This is a genomic window from Kitasatospora sp. Ki12 (assembly GCF_054601375.1).
This window is the reverse complement of the sequence record NZ_BAAIHT010000001.1, coordinates 1,047,995-1,066,178: the sequence shown is the minus strand read 5'-3', so window position 1 is coordinate 1,066,178 and position 18,184 is coordinate 1,047,995. Positions and strand designations below refer to the sequence as shown.

General features: G+C 74.4%; 14 protein-coding genes. 12 read left to right on the top strand and 2 right to left on the bottom strand.

The window, feature by feature from the left end; translation table 11 throughout:
• Nucleotides 1-75 precede the first annotated feature (75 nt).
• Entirely contained in the window at nt 76-3,408 is a 3,333-nt protein-coding gene (locus ACYP53_RS04490) for a UvrD-helicase domain-containing protein (protein WP_459646680.1), read from the top strand.
• Between the two features lie 194 nt (nt 3,409-3,602).
• Nucleotides 3,603-4,787, top strand: coding sequence for a PP2C family protein-serine/threonine phosphatase (locus ACYP53_RS04485; RefSeq protein WP_189915621.1), 1,185 nt, complete (start codon nt 3,603-3,605; stop codon nt 4,785-4,787).
• Here the strand turns inward: ACYP53_RS04485 and ACYP53_RS04480 are convergent.
• A complete protein-coding gene (locus tag ACYP53_RS04480; RefSeq protein WP_189915622.1) occupies nt 4,784-5,755 on the bottom strand; it encodes an endonuclease/exonuclease/phosphatase family protein in 972 nt (323 codons plus the stop codon). The two genes, ACYP53_RS04485 and ACYP53_RS04480, sit on opposite strands and share 4 nt — an antisense overlap.
• Nucleotides 5,756-5,852: 97 nt before the next feature.
• On the opposite strand from ACYP53_RS04480, the gene ACYP53_RS04475 reads away from it, so the two are divergent.
• The 6 genes from ACYP53_RS04475 to ACYP53_RS04450 all read left to right on the top strand — a co-directional run bounded on the left by ACYP53_RS04475 (nt 5,853) and on the right by ACYP53_RS04450 (nt 13,777).
• Nucleotides 5,853-6,482, top strand: coding sequence for a PadR family transcriptional regulator (locus tag ACYP53_RS04475; RefSeq protein WP_459646679.1), 630 nt, complete (start codon nt 5,853-5,855; stop codon nt 6,480-6,482).
• Between the two features lie 68 nt (nt 6,483-6,550).
• Complete coding sequence (locus ACYP53_RS04470) at nt 6,551-7,315, top strand: ABC transporter ATP-binding protein (protein ID WP_459646678.1); 765 nt, start codon at nt 6,551-6,553, stop codon at nt 7,313-7,315.
• The gene (locus ACYP53_RS04465; RefSeq protein ID WP_459646677.1) at nt 7,312-10,182 is read left to right on the top strand and encodes an FtsX-like permease family protein; all 2,871 of its coding nucleotides are present in this window, start codon (nt 7,312-7,314) and stop codon (nt 10,180-10,182) included. The genes ACYP53_RS04470 and ACYP53_RS04465 overlap by 4 nt, the downstream gene beginning before the upstream one ends.
• Before the next feature lie 134 nt (nt 10,183-10,316).
• Nucleotides 10,317-11,720 carry a dipeptidase gene (locus ACYP53_RS04460; RefSeq protein ID WP_459646676.1) on the top strand — a complete coding sequence of 468 codons (1,404 nt, stop codon included), beginning with the start codon at nt 10,317-10,319 and terminating at the stop codon, nt 11,718-11,720.
• A 66-nt stretch (nt 11,721-11,786) separates the two neighbouring features.
• The gene (nudC, locus tag ACYP53_RS04455) at nt 11,787-12,728 is read left to right on the top strand and encodes an NAD(+) diphosphatase (protein WP_189915627.1); all 942 of its coding nucleotides are present in this window, start codon (nt 11,787-11,789) and stop codon (nt 12,726-12,728) included.
• A 209-nt stretch (nt 12,729-12,937) separates the two neighbouring features.
• The gene (locus ACYP53_RS04450; protein ID WP_189915628.1) at nt 12,938-13,777 is read left to right on the top strand and encodes a GntR family transcriptional regulator; all 840 of its coding nucleotides are present in this window, start codon (nt 12,938-12,940) and stop codon (nt 13,775-13,777) included.
• Between the two features lie 27 nt (nt 13,778-13,804).
• Here ACYP53_RS04450 and ACYP53_RS04445 read toward each other — a convergent pair whose 3' ends face one another.
• Nucleotides 13,805-14,062 carry a mycoredoxin gene (locus tag ACYP53_RS04445; RefSeq protein WP_030236313.1) on the bottom strand — a complete coding sequence of 86 codons (258 nt, stop codon included), beginning with the start codon at nt 14,060-14,062 and terminating at the stop codon, nt 13,805-13,807.
• 162 nt (nt 14,063-14,224) lie between these two features.
• On the opposite strand from ACYP53_RS04445, the gene ACYP53_RS04440 reads away from it, so the two are divergent.
• The 4 genes from ACYP53_RS04440 to ACYP53_RS04425 all read left to right on the top strand — a co-directional run bounded on the left by ACYP53_RS04440 (nt 14,225) and on the right by ACYP53_RS04425 (nt 18,145).
• A complete protein-coding gene (locus ACYP53_RS04440; RefSeq protein WP_459646675.1) occupies nt 14,225-16,492 on the top strand; it encodes an ATP-dependent DNA helicase UvrD2 in 2,268 nt (755 codons plus the stop codon).
• Between the two features lie 272 nt (nt 16,493-16,764).
• Nucleotides 16,765-17,211, top strand: a complete 447-nt coding sequence (locus tag ACYP53_RS04435) for a hypothetical protein (protein WP_459646674.1) — start codon at nt 16,765-16,767, stop codon at nt 17,209-17,211.
• A gap of 170 nt (nt 17,212-17,381) precedes the next feature.
• Nucleotides 17,382-17,750 (top strand): WhiB family transcriptional regulator, encoded by a 369-nt coding sequence (locus ACYP53_RS04430; protein WP_373313700.1) that lies wholly within the window; start codon nt 17,382-17,384, stop codon nt 17,748-17,750.
• On the top strand, nt 17,747-18,145 hold the full coding sequence (locus tag ACYP53_RS04425) for a hypothetical protein (protein WP_189915632.1): 399 nt from the start codon (nt 17,747-17,749) through the stop codon (nt 18,143-18,145). Before ACYP53_RS04430 ends, ACYP53_RS04425 begins: the two co-directional genes overlap by 4 nt.
• The last annotated feature ends 39 nt before the right edge of the window (nt 18,146-18,184 follow it).

Genomic DNA, 18,184 nt, shown 5'->3' with positions numbered 1-18,184 from the left:
GGCGCAGCCGGTGCGTAGCCAGGGTCACCCCGGCCGGGCGTCCGGGTTGTCGGTCCGGCCCGTTAACGTTGCGGGGTGACCGCCGTGCTCAGCCATCCCGACCAGCTCAAGGAGCTGCTGGGGATCCCGTTCAACCGGGAGCAGATGGCGGCCATCGGCGCGCCCTTGGAGCCGGCCGTGATCGTGGCCGGCGCCGGCTCCGGCAAGACCACGGTGATGGCCGCCCGGGTCGTCTGGCTGGTCGGCTCCGGCGCCGTACGGCCCGAGGAGGTGCTCGGCCTCACCTTCACCAACAAGGCCGCCGGCGAGCTCGCCGAACGCGTCCGCACCGCGTTGCTGCGGGCCGGGGTGACGGACCGGGACGCCGCCGAGCCGCTCGGGGACCCGGAGATCTCCACCTACCACGCCTTCGCCGGCCGCCTGCTCAAGGAGCACGGCCTGCGGATCGGCATAGAGCCGGACGTCCGGCTGCTCGCCGACGCCACCCGCTTCCAGCTCGCCGCCAAGGTGCTGCGCTCCGCCCGCGGCCCGTTCCCCGCGCTCACCGGCACCTTCGCCAACCTGGTCGCCGACCTCACCGCGCTGGACGGCGAACTCGCCGAGCACCTGGTCGAGCCGCAGGCCCTGCGCGACTTCGACGAGGAGCTGCTGGACACCCTCGCCACCGTCAAGCTGACCAACGACGACCTGCGGGCCGTCCCGGCCGCCGCCCGGGCCCGGCAGGAGCTGCTGAGCCTGGTCGAGGACTACCGGCGCCGCAAGCGCTCCGCCGGGCTGATGGACTTCGGCGACCAGATCGCCGCCGCCGCCCGCCTGGCCCAGCAGCGCCCCGAGGTCGGCGAGCTGCTGCGCGACCAGTTCCGGGTGGTCCTGCTGGACGAGTACCAGGACACCTCGGTCGCCCAGCGGCTGATGCTCGCCGGGCTGTTCGGCGCCGGCCCGGACGGTACGGGCAGCGGCCACCCGGTGACGGCCGTCGGCGACCCGTGCCAGGCGATCTACGGCTGGCGCGGCGCCTCGGTCGCCAACCTCGACGAGTTCCCCCGGCACTTCCCCAAGGCCGGCGGCCGCCCCGCCGACCGCTACGCGCTGAGCGAGAACCGCCGCAGCGGCGGGCGCCTGCTCGCCTTCGCCAACGAGCTCGCCGCGCCGCTGCGGGAGATGCACGAGGGCGTCGAGGCGCTGCGCCCGGCGCCCGGCGCCGAGCAGGAGGGCTTCGTACGGACGGCGCTGCTGCCCACCCACGCCGAGGAGGTGGACTGGCTCGCCGACTCGATCGCCCACCTGGTGCGCACCGGTACCGCGCCCGGCCGGATCGCCGTGCTGTGCCGGGGCGGCGCCGCCTTCCCGGACATCCACGCGGCGCTGGTCGCCCGGGAGGTGCCGGTCGAGGTGGTGGGCCTCGGCGGGCTGCTGCAACTGCCCGAGGTGGCGGACCTGGTGGCGGTCTGCGAGGTGCTGCAGGACCCGACCGCCAACGCCGCGCTGGTGCGGCTGCTGATCGGCCCGCGCTGGCGGATCGGCCCGCGCGACCTCGCGCTGCTGGGCCGCCGGGCCACCGAGCTGGTCCGTACCGCCCGGCCCGAGGGCGTCGAGGCGCTGGCCGCCGCCGTGGCCGAGGCCGATCCGACCGAGGTGGTGTCGCTGGCCGACGCGGTGGAGACCTTCGTCGACCCGGACCAGCCCGACGAGCTGCCGTTCTCCGCCGAGGCCCGGGTGCGCTTCGCCCGCCTCGCCCAGGAGCTGCGCGAGCTGCGCCGCTCGCTGGCCGACCCGCTGATGGACGTGCTGCACCGGGTGCTCACGGTCACCGGCCTGGAGGTCGAACTCGCCGCCTCCCCGCAGGCGCTGGCCGCCCGGCGGCGGGAGACCCTGCACGCCTTCCTGGACGTCGCCGCCTCCTTCGCCGACCTGGACGGCGACCCGGGCCTGGCCGCCTTCCTCGGCTTCCTGCGCGCTGCCCAGGAGTACGACCGCGGCCTGGACAGCGGTCTGCCCGGCGGCGAGGACACGGTGAAGGTGCTCACCGCGCACAAGTCCAAGGGCCTGGAGTGGGACGTGGTGGCCGTGCCGGGCCTGGTGCGGGGCGCGTTCCCCTCCTCGACCCCGCGCGAACGCTGGACCAGCGCCAAGCGCGTGCTTCCGCACGCCCTGCGCGGAGACGCGGCCACCCTGCCCGATGTGCGCGGCGGGTGGAACGGCAAGTCGATGACGGCCTTCAAGAAGGAGCTGGCCGAGCACTCCGGTATCGAGGAACTGCGCCTCGGCTACGTCGCGTTCACCCGCCCGCGGGAGCTGCTGCTGGCCTCCGGGCACTGGTGGGGGCCGAGCCAGAAGACCGTCCGCGGGCCGTCCGCGTTCCTGGAGGGGCTGCGCGAGCACTGCGAGCGGCCCGGCGCGGGCGAGGTCGAGCGCTGGGCGGAGCAGCCGGAGAAGGGCGCCGAGAACCCGGCGCTGGCCTCCCCGGTCGAGCACCCCTGGCCGCTCCCGCTGGATCCGGCCGCGCAGCACGCCCGCCGGCGGGTCGCCGAGGTGGTGCGCGGCCGGATCGCCGGGGCTGTGACTCGCCCGTTCGCCTCCGGGCCCTCGGATCCGGTGCCGACGGTCGTCGCTCCGGCGATCCCTCCTTCGTCGGTCGCTGGTCACCTCTCGCTTTCGGCACCGGCGGGCCCTTTGGCTCAGGGCGGGCCCGAGCCGGAGCCGATGACCCCCGAGGACCAGCGGCAGGTGGCCTCCTGGGACCGCGATCTGACCGCGCTGCTGGGCGAGTTGGAGCGGTCCCGGCGCACCTCGCGGGAGGTGCCGCTGCCCGCCGCGCTGTCCGCCACCCAGCTGATGCGGCTGGCCGCCGACCCGGACGGCTTCGCGCACGACCTGGCCCGCCCGATGCCGCGTCCGCCGCAGCCCGCGGCCCGGCGCGGCACCCGCTTCCACGCCTGGGTGCAGTCCCGGATCGAGCCGCTGCTGCTGGTCGAGCCCGGCGCGCTGCCCGGCGCCGACGACGACGGCATCGAGGACGAGCAGGACCTGGAGCGGCTCAAGGAGGCGTTCCTGCGCACCCCGTACGCGCAGCGCAAGCCCTTCCGGGTCGAGGCGCCGTTCCACCTGGTGCTGGCGGGGCGGGTGGTGCGCGGCCGGATCGACGCGGTCTACCGGGACGGTGACGTGTTGTCAGGATCCGGTGGTGTGTCACGCTACGAAGTGGTGGACTGGAAGACCCACCGCGAGGAGACCGCCGACCCGCTGCAGCTCGCGGTCTACCGACTGGCCTGGGCCGAGCAGATGGGCCTCGACCCCGAGCTGGTCACGGCTTCGTTCCTGTACGTCCGCAGCGGTCGGATCGTCCGTCCGGCAGGACTTCCCGGCCGAAAAGAGTTGGAACGGCTCCTGATCGGGAACAGTGACTAATGAGTCACGCAGAGCATCCAAGTCATCACGCCAGTGCCCGAAACCTGTGCGTCGTGCACGTTTCGCGCCTATTGTGGGGTCGGTAACCGGTCAACCCCCGTGCTCCGGCCGCCAGCGAGGCCCGCATTCCCTAACCCTCAGTCATCACCGCAGGTGCCCCCGGGCATCGGCGTCTTCTGCTGGAGAAACCGACGTTGAGCGCGACCGGATGGATCAGAGAGCGGTTCACCGGGCCGACCCCGGGGCCCGCTCCGGGCACGACCGGCACCTGGCCGAGGACGGCGCTCGCGCTGCCGTTCATCGTCATGGCGCTGATCGTCGTCCTCGACTACCTCAGTGGCACCGGCGTGACGGTCGAACCGGCCCTCACCGCGGTGCCCGCGCTGGCCGCCGTGGTCAGCCGACGCACCTGGTACCCGTTCGTCATCGGCCTGTGCACCGAGGCGGCGGCCTTCCTGATGGCCTTCCGCAGTGACACGCTCGGCTCGTCCGTGCACGCCGCCAGCGTCATCGCCGTCCTGCTCGTCGCCGCGATCGGCTGGGTCAGCGCGACCCTGCGGCTGCGTCAGGAGCGGGCGCTGGCCGACGCCCAGCTGGTCGCCTCGATCGCCCGCCGGGTCCTGCTGCGGCCCGTCCCCGAGCGGGTCGGCACCGTCCGGGCCGCCGTCCACTACGAGGCCGCCGCCGCGCACGCCCGGATCGGCGGCGACCTCTACGAGGTGGTCAACACCCGGCACGGCGTGCGGGCCGTGGTCGGCGACGTGCGCGGCAAGGGCCTCGGGGCGGTCGAGACGGCCGCCGCGGTGCTCGGCGCCTTCCGCGAGGCCGCCCACCAGGAGCCGGCGCTGGACCGGGTGGCGGGCTGGCTGGCCGTCAGCCTCGACCGCGCCCTGCACGAGAACGACCACCCGGGCGTGGAGGAGGAGTTCGTCACCCTGGTGCTGATCGGCGTCGGGCCCGACGGCGCCGCGGAGATCGTCAACTGCGGCCACCCCTCGCCGCTGCTGCTGCGCGGCGACGAGGTCAGACCGCTCGAACTCGCCGAGACCGTACCGCCGCTGGGCGTCCTGGACCCGGCCGACGTCCGTCCGCCGGTCCACCGGGTGCTGCTCCAGGGCCAGGACCGGGTGCTGCTGTTCACCGACGGGGTGATCGAGGCCCGCGACCGCGCGGGCGCCTTCTACCCGCTCGCCGAACGGTTCCCGCGCTGCGCCGACGGCCGCCCCGCCGACGTCCTGCAGCGGCTGCACGAGGACGTGGTGCGGCACGTCGGGCGCCAGCTCGGTGACGACGCGGCCATGCTGCTCCTGCAGTACGACCCCGCGCCGGCGGCCGGCGTCCACGTCCCCCAGCAGGCCGGGGTCCTGGCCCGAAACTAGAGCGACACCTCGACCAGCAGCGGCCGGTGGTCCGACACCGCCGCGCGGGGCGCCGCCGCCGGGCCCACCGCCGTGCGCGGCACCCCGACGGCCAGCACGTGGTCGAACTGCACCGCCGGCCGGTGCGAGGGGTACGTCGGTGTGCGCGCCAGGTCGTACCAGCCCTGCAGTCGGGCGCGGGGCTCGCGCACCCGGCGCCGGCGCGGCTCGGCCAGCTGCGGCCGGGCCCGCCGGGCCGCCCGCAGCTCCCGGACCCGCGCCCGCGGCGCGGTGCGCTCCAGTGCGGTGGCCCCGCCGAGCACCGTGCGCGGCACCGCGCCGATCAGGTTGAAGTCGCCCAGTACCAGGTACGGCTGCGGCAGGTCGGCGATCCACCGCCGGATGCCCGCCAGCTGCGCCATGTTCCAGCCCGGGACGAAGGACAGGTGCGCCGCCACCACGGTGAACGGCCCGCGGTCGCCCTCCAGCACCGCGGCCAGCGCGGCCCGCGGCTCGTCCGGCACCGGTGTCAGCCCGCGCCGCCCGGCTACCCGCAGCGGCAGCCCGAACGGCGCGGGGGCGAAGCGCCGGGCCCGCCAGTGCCGTACCGGGAGCCGGGTCAGCAGCGCCGTCCCGTACGAGGGCACCGCGCCGTCGCCGACCTCGCCCGGGCCGTACACCCGCAGGCCGTTCGGCCCGGCCGGGTCCGGCAGCCAGCCGGCCACCGGCGCCGGTCGGCCGTGCAGCGCGGCGGCGAAGCGCCAGTCCTTGGCGCCCATCGCCGCGGCCGCGACCGCGGCCTGGTCGGTGCCGCCGGAGCGGGCCTGGTGCCGGTCGACCTCCTGCAGTGCCAGGACGTCGGCGTCCAGTGCGGCCACCGCCTCGGCGAGCGGTTCCCCGGCGTCGGAGGGGTAGGGCAGGGGCGCGCCGTCGGGGGCGAGCGGCTGACCGTGCAACAGGTTGAAGGTGGCGATGCGCAACTGGCTCACACCGCACGACGGTACCCGGTCGCCGGGGGCGGGGGACCCTCCGGCGGGGGAAGGGTCGGCTTGAGGCGATAGGGCATACCGGGTATACATACTCGGTATGTCCATCCGTCACGGTCTGCTCGCCCTGCTCGACCAGGGCCCGCGCTACGGCTACCAGCTGCGCACCGAATTCGAGGCGCGCACCGGCGCCACCTGGCCCCTCAACGTCGGGCAGGTCTACACCACGCTGTCCCGGCTGGAGCGCGACGGCCTGGTCGAGGCCGCGGGGGAGGACGACGAGGGGCACCAGTTCTACGCCGCCACCGACGCCGGCCGCGCCGAGCTGCGGGCCTGGTTCGGCACCCCGGTGCCCCGGACCAACCCCCCGCGCGACGAGCTGGCGATCAAGCTCGCCATGGCGGTCACCGTGCCCGGGGTCGACGTCTCCGCGGTCGTCCAGGGCCAGCGCCGGCACAGCATCAAGGCGCTCCAGGACTACACCCGGCTCAAGGGCCGCGCCCTGGCCGGCGAGTCCCGCCCGGGGGTCGTGCCGTCGGCGAGCAACGACCTCGCCTGGCTGCTCGTCCTCGACCAGCTGATCTTCCAGACCGAAGCCGAGATCCGCTGGCTCGACCACTGCGAGACCCGGCTCGCCCAGCAGGCCGAACTCCTGCAGGCCCGTACCGCCGAGGCCACCCGCGACGGCGGCCCCGCGCCGGCCAAGCGCGGCCGGCGCCTGCGCGCCTGAGAGCCCGGCACCCGAACCACCGGCCCGGTCCCCGACCCCGGGCCCACACCCAGCACAAGGGGGGAATCGTGTCCCACACCCAAGAGTCCCGGCAGACGCCGGTGCTGCACCTGGAGAACGTCACCCGCGTCCACGGCCACGGCGCGGCCGAGGTCCAGGCCCTGCGCGGCGTCGACCTCAAGGTCCACCCCGGCGAGTTCGTCGCCGTCATGGGCCCCTCCGGCTCCGGCAAGTCGACCCTGCTCACCCTGGCCGGCGGCCTGGACACCCCGAGCGGCGGCCGGGTCCTGGTCGAGGGCGTCGCCCTGGGCGACCTCAACCGCAAGCAGCTCGCCCAGGTGCGCCGCCGCTCCGTCGGCTACGTCTTCCAGGACTACAACCTGATACCGGCGCTCACCGCCGCCGAGAACATCTCGCTGCCGCGGGAGCTCGACGGGCTGTCCGCCCGCGCGGCCCGCCGCGAGGCCCTCGTCGCCCTGGAGGAGCTCGGCATCCCCGAGCTCGCCGACCGCTTCCCCGACGACATGTCGGGCGGTCAGCAGCAGCGCGTCGCCATCGCCCGCGCGCTGATCGGCGACCGCCGGCTGGTCCTCGCCGACGAGCCCACCGGCGCCCTGGACTCCACCACCGGTGAGGCCGTCCTCGCCGTCCTGCGCGCCCGCTGCGACGCCGGCGCCGCCGCCATGATGGTCACCCACGAGGCCCGGCACGCCGCCTGGGCCGACCGCGTGGTCTTCCTGCGCGACGGCCGGATGGTCGACGAGTCCGTCAGCCAGGACGCCGCCAGCCTGCTCGTCAGCGCCGCCACCAACAGCATGAAGGTGGACGAGTGAAGCTCAGCGCCTGGCGGGTCGCCCTGCGCATCGCCCGCCGTGACGCCCTGCGGGCCAAGGGCCGCAGCGCCCTGGTCATCGCGATGGTCGCCCTGCCCGTACTCGGCGTCACCGGGGCCGACGTGGTCTTCCGCAGCGCCGACCTCTCGCCCGCCGAGAAGTCCGTGCGGATCATGGGCCAGGCGGCCGCCGAACTGGAGATGGTCGAACGCGGCTCCGCCGTCCTGCAGGCACCCGACCCGTCCGACGGGCTCAGCGTCGAGAACCCCAAGGACGACCCCAAGGCCGGCGCCGTCCCCCAGTACACCGCCGAGCAGCAGCGCTCCCTGGACACCCCGCCCGCGGAGCTGGCCAAGCAGCTGCTCCCGGCCGGCACCGTCCTGGTGCCCGAACGCCAGGGCCCGTACACCGCGGCGAGCAGCGTGGACGGTCTGCTGGCCACCCGCGCCAACGAGATCGACCTGAACGACCCGGTCTGGCGGGGCCGCCTCGACCTGGTCAAGGGCCGGGCACCCGCGAACGGCCACGAGACCGCCGTCACCCCGGACTTCCTCAGGCGGTCCGGCCTCAAGATCGGCGACCGGACGGCCGTCCGCGGCCTGGAGGCCGACCCGTTCACCATCACCGGCGTCTACGAGTACCCCGGCGACCTCGGCGCCACCGAACTCTTCGCGCCGCCCGGCACCCTGATCGACCGGCTCGCCGCGGCCTCCGGCGGCTCCCGCGGCAAGGCGGCCGGCACCGACGAGCCGGTCCGCTGGCTGGTCAAGCTCCCGGCCGGGGCCGGGCTCGACTGGCACAAGGTCGTCGAACTCAACCGGTACGGCTTCGACGCCACCTCGCGCGCCGTCCTGATCGACCCCCCGGCCCGCGCCGACGTGCCCTTCTACACCAAGACGGAGGGGCGGTCGGAGTTCCAGACCTCCTACTTCGACAAGACCAGCGTGGTCATCCTGGCCACCGTGGTCGGCATGGCGCTGCTGGAGATCGTCCTCCTCGCGGGCCCCGCCTTCGCCGTCGGGGCCCGGCGCTCCCGGCGGCAGCTCGGCCTGCTCGCCGCCGCCGGAGGTGACCGCGCCAACGTCCGCGGCGTCGTGCTCGGCGGGGGCATCGTCCTCGGCGTCACCGGTGCCGTCGTCGGCCTCGGCCTCGGCGTCGGCCTGGTCGCGCTGCTGCGCACCCAGGCCGAGGAGTACTCCGGCCGGCGCTTCGGCCACTTCGCCCTCCAGCCCTTCGACCTGCTCGGCGTGCTCCTGGTGGGCCTGGTCACCGGTCTGCTCGCCGCGGTCGTCCCCGCCGTCCAGGCCTCCCGCCAGGACGTCGTCTCCGCGCTCACCGGCCGTGACTCGCTCAAGCCGCCGAGCCGCAAGCTCGCCGTGCTCGGCCTGCTGATGCTGGGCGGCGGCGCCGCCCTGGCCCTGTACGGCGCCACCAGCGGCGTCGGCAACCGCAGCCTCGCCGTGCTGGGCGGCTCGGCCTTCGCCGAACTCGGCATGGTCGCCCTCACGCCCTTCCTGGTCGGCCTGTTCGGCCGGCTCGGCCGCTGGCTCTCGCTCGGCCCCCGGCTCGCCCTGCGCGACTCGGTGCGCCACCGCGGCCGCACCGCGCCCGCCGTCGCCGCCGTCATGGCCGCCGTGGCCGGCGCCGTCGCGGTCGGCGTCTACACCGCCAGCTTCGAGGAGCAGGGCCGGCGCGAGTACGTCGCGCACGGCCCCTCCGGTTCCGTCCTGCTCGGCCGGGGCTGGCTGGCCGGCGCCGACGGCAAGCTGCTGCCGCAGATGCGGGAGGCCGTCGAGCGCAGCATCCCCGACCTCGGCCCGCGCGCCGACGTGCAGAACGTGCACTACAAGGGGGACTGCTCCGAGAACTCGTCGTGCGGGTACATCAGCGTGGACCTGCCCAAGGAGATCCGCTGCCCCGTCCTCGACTCGGACCGCGAGTTCGCGCCCGGCGAGGCCGAGCGGATCCTGTCGACCGACAAGCGCTGCCAGAGCAACAACCGCCGGGGCAACCCGTACGGCGCGCTGACGGCCGGGGACGCCACCCTGCTGCACAACCTCTACGGCGTCACCGACCCCGCCCCGGGGCAGGCCCTGGCGGCCGGCAAGGCCGTGGTCTTCGACCCCCGGTACCTCAAGGACGGCAAGGTCGCCGTGCGGTTCAGCGAGCCGGCCGACCTCAACGGCGGCGGCCCCGCCGGCCGGAAGCAGGTCACCCACGAGATCGCCGTCGACGCGGTCCTCGCGGACACCGCGGTGCCCTCGCCCGGGCAGGCCGTGATCAGCCCGGCCACCGCGGCCGGGCTGGGGTTCACCACCACCTCGGTCGGCTCGGTCTGGCTGCCCGGCGAGGCGCCCTCGGACAGCTCCCAGCAGAAGGCCGACGGCGCGCTCGCCAGGATCACCGACCGCGACCTGCTCACCGTCGAGCGCGGCTACAGCTCCCAGGCCTCTCTCGTCACCCTCGGCCTGACCGTGTTCGCCGGCCTGGTCGCCCTCGGCGCGGCGGGCATCGCCACCGGCCTGGCGGCCGCCGACTCCCAGCGCGACCTGACCACCCTCGCGGCGGTCGGCGCCGAGCCCCGCATCCGGCGCTCGCTGTCCGGCTTCCAGTGCGGTGTGATCGCCGCCATGGGCGCCGTGCTGGGCGTGGTCTGCGGCATCGTGCCGGGCGTGGCGCTGCGCAAGGTGGAGAGCGCGGGGAGCAACTACCCCGGCATGAGTCCGGAGGAGCTCGCCAACAACGCGATCGTGGTCCTCCCGTGGCCGACCATCGCCGCCGCCGTCGTGGTGCTCCCGGTGCTCGCGGCCGCCCTCGCGGCGGGGCTGACCCGCTCCCGGATCACGATGCTGCGCCGCTCCGGCTGACGGCCCGGCACCGGCCTCCGGCACCCCCGTCCGCGCCCGTGCGCGGCGGGGGTGACGGAGGTTACAGCCCCGGGAGGGCCCGGCAGCCGGACGGCCGGGGCGGGCACCCGCACGGGCGAACTACAGTCGTCGGTATGACGAGAACCCCGGACAGCGCCGTCCGTTCCTACATCGACTCGCACCAGGCCGCCTTCCTCGCCGACCTCTCCGAGTGGCTGGCCATCCCCTCGGTCTCCGCCGACCCGGACCGCGCCGGCGACGTGCGGCGCTCGGCCGAGTGGCTGGCGGCCAAGCTGCTCGACACCGGCTTCCCGGTGGCCGAGGTGTGGGAGACCGACGGCCTGCCGGCGGTGTTCGCCGAGTGGTCCTCCGGGGATCCGTCCGCGCCGACCGTCCTGGTCTACGGCCACCATGACGTGCAGCCCGCCGCGAAGGAGGACGGCTGGGACACCGAGCCGTTCACCCCGACCGTGGTCGGCGACCGGCTGTACGCGCGCGGCGCCGCCGACGACAAGGGCCAGGTGTTCTTCCACACCCTGGGCGTGCGCGCCCACCTGGCCGCGACCGGCCGCACCGCGCCGGCCGTCAACCTCAAGCTGCTGATCGAGGGCGAGGAGGAGTCCGGCTCGCCGAACTTCGCCGACCTGGTCCGCCGCGAGGCCGACCGGCTGGCCGCCGACGTGGTCGTCATCTCCGACACCGGCATGTGGTCGGCGTCCACGCCGACCGTCTGCACCGGCATGCGCGGCCTCGCCGACGCCCAGATCGACCTGTACGGGCCGGACACCGACATCCACTCCGGCTCCTTCGGCGGCGCCGTCCCCAACCCGGCCCAGGTCGCGGCCGAGCTGGCCGCCGCCCTGCACGACGCCGACCGCAAGGTGGCGGTCCCGGGCTTCTACGACGGCGTGATCGAGCTGACCGACCGCGAGCGCGAGCTGTTCGCCGAGCTGCCCTTCGACGAGGAGCAGTGGCTGCGGGTGGCCAAGTCGTACGGCACCCGCGGCGAGGCCGGCTACTCCACCCTGGAGCGGATCTGGGCCCGCCCGACCGCCGAGGTCAACGGCATCTGGGGCGGCTACACCGGCCCCGGCGGCAAGACCATCGTCCCGGCGTCGGCGCACCTCAAGCTGTCCTTCCGGCTGGTCGCCGGACAGGAGGTGGAGAAGGTCCGCGACGCGGTCCGGGCCTGGGTGGCCGAGCAGGTGCCCGAGGGCGTCCGGTACGAGCTGGTCTTCCCCGGCGCGACCCGGCCCTGCCTGACCCCGCTGGACCACCCGGCGCTGCAGTCCACCGTCCGGGCGATGGGCCGGGCCTTCGGGCAGAAGATCCTCTTCACCCGCGAGGGCGGCTCCGGCCCCGCCGCCGACCTGCAGGACGTGCTGGGCGCGCCGGTGCTGTTCCTCGGCATCTCGGTGCCCTCGGACGGGTGGCACTCCGTCAACGAGAAGGTCGAACTCGACCTGCTCGCCAAGGGCGTGGAGACCGCCGCGTACCTGTGGGGCGACCTGGCCGAGAACTTCCGGCCGGGCGCGTGAACGGGGCCCGCCGCGAGGCGGTCAGATCACTCATCCGGATGATTCACCACGTGGGGATGGAACGACGTGAGCACCGTGCCTGAGACCGAGCGCCCGACGCACCTGGCACTGGCCCGGGCCGGGGTGGACCGGGCCGCCGAGCACCGGTTCGACGAGCCCTGGCTGGCGGCCGCCTGGAGCCACCCGGCCACCCGGGTGCTGCCGATCGCCGGCGGTGAGGCGTTCGTGGTCGACACCGCGCAGGGCACCGAGCTGGTGCTGCTGCCCTCCTTCGAGGCGCCGCAGACCGGGGACCGCTACTTCCTCGGCACCGACGAGGACGGCGTCTCGTACTTCGCGCTGGCCGGCGAGAGCCTGCCCGGGCGGCTGGACGGCGACGCCCGTCCGGCCGGGCTGCGCGAGGTCGGCGCGATGCTGTCCGACCGCGACGCCGGGCTGCTGGTGCACGCCGTCGCGCTGGAGCACTGGCACCGGCTGCACAGCTTCTGCTCCCGCTGCGGCCACCCGACCGAGAAGGCCGGTGCCGGGCACGTGCGGCGCTGCACCTCCTGCGCGGCCGAGCACTACCCCCGCACCGACCCGGCGGTGATCATGGTGATCACGGACGAGCAGGACCGCTGCCTGCTGGGCCGTCAGGCGCTGTGGCCGGAGGGCCGCTGGTCGACCCTGGCGGGCTTCGTCGAGCCGGGCGAGTCCATCGAGCAGGCGGTGGCCCGCGAGGTGCACGAGGAGGCGGGCGTGCGGGTGGGCGAGGTGCGGTACGTCGCCAGCCAGCCGTGGCCGTTCCCGTCCAGCCTGATGCTGGGCTTCTCGGGCAAGGCGCTGCCTGGCGGCACCGAGATCACCGTGGACGGCGAGGAGCTGGCCGAGGCGCGCTGGTTCTCCCGGGAGGAGCTGCGGGCCGGGATGGAGGCGGGCGAGATCCTGCCGCCGTCCGGCATCTCGATCGCGCGGCACCTGGTGGAGCTCTGGTACGGCGAGCCGCTGCCGTCGGCGGCGCGCTGGTAATTCGGCGGGAAAGGGGGCGTGCGGCCTATGCCGTGCGCCCCCTTGTTCCTTTCCAATCCCTTTCCGAATTCCTCACCACCGGATGTTCGTATCCGGACGGGCCAGTTCTGCTACCGGGAGGCACTCGGTCGGCCCCGTCGTCAACCCACACGGACGACATTGCCGGAAACGGCTGAAACCGTGTCACCGCGCTCGCTAGATTCACTCGGGTGACAATCCCCCGGGGCACCGCCCAATCCCCCAAATACCAGCGCCTCGCCGCCGACCTCCGCCGTCGGATCGCCGAGGGCGAGTTCACCGCCGCAGCCGCCCTGCCGGTCGAGAGCGAACTGGAGCGCCAGTACGGCGTCGCCCGCAACACCGTCCGCCTCGCCGTCGACGTCCTGGTCAACGAGGGCCGGCTGGTCCGCCTCCAGGGCAAGGGCACCTACCTGCGCGAACACCCCGTGCTGGACCACCGGGCCTTCGGGCCCGCGCCGGCCCCCGCGCCGCGCGACTGCCTGGCCGGGCCCTCCGCCGTCTACCTCGGCGAGGCGGCCGAAGCCGGGCGGGAACTCGGCACCGACTTCGAGATGATGATCGTCCGGGCCCGGGTCGACATCGCCGAACGGCTCGGACTGCGCCCCGGCGAGGCCATCGTGGTCCGCCGCCAGCTGCGGCTGCTCGACCGGGAGCCGTACTCCATCGAGGAGAGCCACTACCGGGCCGGCCTCGCCGCCGGCACCCCGCTGATGGAACCCGACCCCGTCGAGGGCGGGGACGAGGCCGTGCTCGCCGCCCTCGGCCGGGTCGAGATCGGCGCCGTGGACCACCTGGTGGCCCGGATGCCCGGCCCGGAGGAGGCCCAGTGGTTCCAGGGCGGCCCCGGCGTGCCGCTGATGGTGCAGACCCGCGTCACCTACGACCGGCGCGGGCCGGTGCGGGTCATCGAGACCCGCTACTCGGCCGACCGCAGCCGGCTGGTGTACGGCGTCGGCGACCTCGGCGCGCGCACCACCCTGCCCGCGCCCGCCGCGCCCGTCGACCCCGCCCGGGCCGACGCGCCGTGACGCGCCGGCCGGGACGGACCGGCCGGCTCAGGCCGCCAGGGCCTTCTTGACCTGCAGCAGGCTCGGGTTGGTCATGACGACCCGCTCGCCGCCGCCCACCGGCGTCACCAGCACGGTCGGCACCGTCTGGTTGCCGTTGTTCACGGACTCGACGAAGGACGCCGACGCCGGGTCCTCCTCGATGTTGATCTCGGTGTAGCCGATGCCTTCACGGTCCAGCTGGCTCTTGAGCCGGTTGCAGTAGCCACACCAGGTCGTGCTGTACATCGTCACGGTGCCCGACATCGAGGGGACTCCTTCGAAAGAGAGGTGCGAACGGTCTCCGGAGGGAACGTCCACCGGACGGCGGGCATTCCGGCCCGCCGGACCGCGCTGCGGAGCGATCATCCTGCGATCACACCGGGCCTGTGGACAACCCCGCCCGCGTTGTCCCACCGGGCTGAGAAGATGGAACGCATGCAGGAAGACCTCTTGAGCGGCAGCCCCTACGACGGCCCCCACGCCTCCCAGTGGGCCGACCCCGGCGCCGCCACGGGCCCGGACGCCGTGCTCGCCGGGCTCGACCCCGAACAGCGCGCCGTCGCCACCGCCCTGCACGGCCCGGTCTGCGTCCTCGCCGGCGCCGGCACCGGCAAGACCCGGGCCATCACCCACCGGATCGCCTACGGGGTGCGCAGCGGCGTCTACACCCCCCAGCAGGTCCTCGCCGTCACCTTCACCGCCCGCGCCGCCGGCGAGATGCGCGGCCGCCTGCGCCAGCTCGGCGCCGACGGCGTCCAGGCCCGCACCTTCCACGCCGCCGCCCTGCGCCAGCTCCAGTACTTCTGGCCCCGCGCCGTCGGCGGCCCCGTCCCCCAGCTCCTCGAACGCAAGGTCCAGCTCGTCGCCGAGGCCGCCGGCCGCTGCGGCCTGCGCGTCCAGCGCACCGAACTGCGCGACCTCACCGCCGAGATCGAGTGGGCCAAGGTCACCCAGATCGCGCCCGAGGACTACCCGGCCGCCGTCGCCAAGTCCGGCCGCGAGGCCCCCCGGGACCCGGCCGAGACGGCCCAGGTCTACCGGGTCTACGAGGAGGCCAAGAGCCGCCGCGGCAGCATGGACTTCGAGGACGTGCTGCTGCTCACCGCCGCCATCCTGGAGGACCGCCCGGACATCGCCGACCAGGTCCGCTCCCAGTACCGGCACTTCACCGTCGACGAGTACCAGGACGTCTCCCCGCTCCAGCAGCGCCTGCTCGACCGGTGGACCGGCCCCGACGGCGGCGCCAGCCTGTGCGTGGTCGGCGACGCCAGCCAGACCATCTACTCCTTCACCGGCGCCACCCCGGACTACCTGCTGAACTTCCGCGGCCGCCACCCCGACGCGACGGTGGTCAAGCTCGTCCGCGACTACCGCTCGACGCCGCAGGTCGTCCACCTCGCCAACGGACTGCTCGCCCAGGCCCGCGGCGAGGCCGCCCGCCACCGCCTCGAACTCGTCTCCCAGCGGGAGGCCGGCCCCGAGCCGGTCTACACCGAGTACGAGGACGAGCCGACCGAGGCCGAGACCACCGCCCGCCGGATCAAGGACCTCCTCGCCGCCGGCGTGCGGGCCAGCGAGATCGCCGTCCTGTTCCGCACCAACGGCCAGTCCGAGGTCTACGAGCAGGCGCTCGCCGACCTCGGCCTCCCGTACCAGCTCAAGGGCGCCGAGCGGTTCTTCGAGCGCCCCGAGGTCCGCGACGCCGGGGTGCTGCTGCGCGGCGCCGCCCGCGCGGCCTCCGACCCGCTCACCGACGGCGCCCCCGACCTCGCCGGACAGGTCCGCGCGGTGCTCGCCACCCGCGGCTTCACCGCCGAGCCCCCGGCCGGCTCCGGCGCCGTCCGCGACCGCTGGGAGTCCCTGGCGGCCCTCGTCCGGCTCGCCGAGGAGTTCGAGCGCACCCGGGCCGCCGAGGGGCGGGACACCGACCTCGCCGCTTACGTCGCCGAGCTCGACGCCCGCGCAGCCGCCCAGCACGCCCCCGCCGTCGAGGGCGTCACCCTCGCCTCCCTGCACGCCGCCAAGGGCCTGGAGTGGGACGCCGTCTTCCTGGTCGGCCTCACCGAGGGCACCCTGCCGATCATCTACGCCAAGACCGACGAGCAGGTCGAGGAGGAGCGCCGGCTGCTCTACGTCGGCGTCACCCGGGCCCGCAAGCACCTCAGCCTCTCCTGGGCCCTCTCCCGCTCCCCGGGCGGGCGCGCGAGCCGCAAGCCCACCCGCTTCCTCGACGGGCTGCGCCCCGGCTCCGCCGCCCCCGGCGCGCGGACCGGCGCGCGGGGCGGGCGCGGGGGCGTCGAGCCCGGCGAGCGCTCCGCCGCCCGGCGGGTCCGCGGCCCGGTCAAGTGCCGGGTCTGCGACAAGGCGCTCACCGACGCCGTCGAGCGCAAGCTGCGCCGCTGCGAGGGCTGCCCGTCCACGATGGACGAGGGGCTCTACGAGCGGCTGCGCGAGTGGCGCGCCGGCCAGGCCAGGAAGCAGGGCGCCCCGGCCTACGTGGTGTTCACCGACGCGACGCTCATGGCGATCGCCGAGGACGTGCCGGCCAGCCGCGGCGAACTGGCCTCGATCTCGGGGGTCGGTGCGATGAAGCTGGACAAGTACGGGGCAGCCGTGCTCTCGTTGTGTGCGGGGGAGGAGCCCGAGGAGGATCCGGACGGCGTCGAGGACGACGGTCCGGTCGATCCGGCGTGAGCCGGCACGGGCGCGGTCCAGGGGACTGCTCGGGGACTTCGAATCCGGCTGTGGAGCACGCCGTGGAACTCGCCGCGAAAAATAGTTTGCGCGGCGTACCGGGAGCGCAATAGCCTGCCGGGGCGGTCAAGGGGACGCGATCGCACGGGGTCACACCTGTGCCGAATCCCCTGCGCCCAACAGCTTCACCGAGACAGACATCCGAACATTCGGGGCCGGGGAAACCTGGCTCCGCGAGACGCCGAGAGGAGGCGAAGACAGTGGGAAACATCATGATCACCAAAATGACTGGCCAGACCGTTGTCGCTGCCTCCCTGCGTGCCGCCCGTCTGCGGGCGCTCGCCGAGCTCGGTGGAACCGGTCTGGGTCTCGACACCACCGGTGTCTCCGTCGCCCCCGTTGTCAGTGGTCTTGGACACACTGATCTGTGCCTCACGGGCAGCGGAAGCGTCGAAGCCACCGTTGTCGAGACCGGTCTGTCCGGCGACTGGGCGTCGTTCGGCACGCCGCGCTCCCCGCGCGACGAGCGACCGACCCAGGCACCGAAGGCGGCCGTAGCCGCTGCCATTCATGGCGGCTATGCGCGGGTCATCGGTGCCGGAAACCCCCAGAAGCAGAACGAGCAGCTGATCAACCAGGCCATGGCCGCCTTCGCCGGCGCCGAGGCCATCCGGATGCGGGCCTTCCGCGGGCCTGAACCCTGGAGAGAACGAACCTGAGCCAACCTCAGGTCGGACCCTCCAGGGCCGCGGAACCCGTCACCACCGGGATCTGCGGCCCTTCTGTTTTGTCCGGTACGCAAGACCAACCCAGGCCCTCCGGGGCCTCCGGCCCAGCACCACCAGTCCACTGGGCCGGAACCACTGAGAAGACGAGGAAGACGCCCACAGTGTCCACGGTCATCACACCGCCCACCCCGTCCGTACCGCCGACAAGCCAGATCACCAAGGCCGACCAGGCCGACCCCCCGGAGGTTCCTTCCATGCAGATCAGCTCCATCGAGCAGGCCGAGGCTCTCGGTCTCCCCATCCCGTGCCGCGCCTTCGACCCCGAGGTCTTCTTCGCCGAGACGCCCGCCGACGTCGAGTACGCGAAGTCCCTCTGTGGCACCTGCCCGGTGAAGGACTCCTGCCTGACCGGCGCGCTGGAGCGGCGTGAGCCGTGGGGCGTCTGGGGCGGCGAGCTGTTCGTCCAGGGTGTCGTCGTGGCCCGCAAGCGGCCGCGTGGCCGCCCGCGCAAGACCGAGGTCATGGCGTGAACCCCGCCGAGCAGGCCAGGGTCGTCCGCCGGGGAGAGCAGCCCCCGCTGGACAGCGCCCTCCGCCGTTCCGTGCGGATCGCCGCCGCCAAGGCCGACGCCGCAGCCCGTACCCCGTTCCCGAGCACGCACCACGAGCAGGACCACGACATGATCCCCGCCGCCGCCGATCCCACCGCCCGCGCAACGCAGGCCACCGAACGTCAGACCCAGAACAGGATCCTCGAAATGCAACTCATCCATGAATCCCTGGCCCGGGCCCATATGCAAGACAGGCTCCACGAGGCCGAGAACCAACGGCTCGTCAGCCGGGTCGTCCGGGCCCGCAGGCTCAAGCAGCGGGCCGAGCGGGCCTCGATGCGGGCCCGCAAGGCCCTCGCCGTGGCGTTGATGTAACGCCCGCGGGCCTCCGGGCCCTCCCGCTTCACCCCCGTC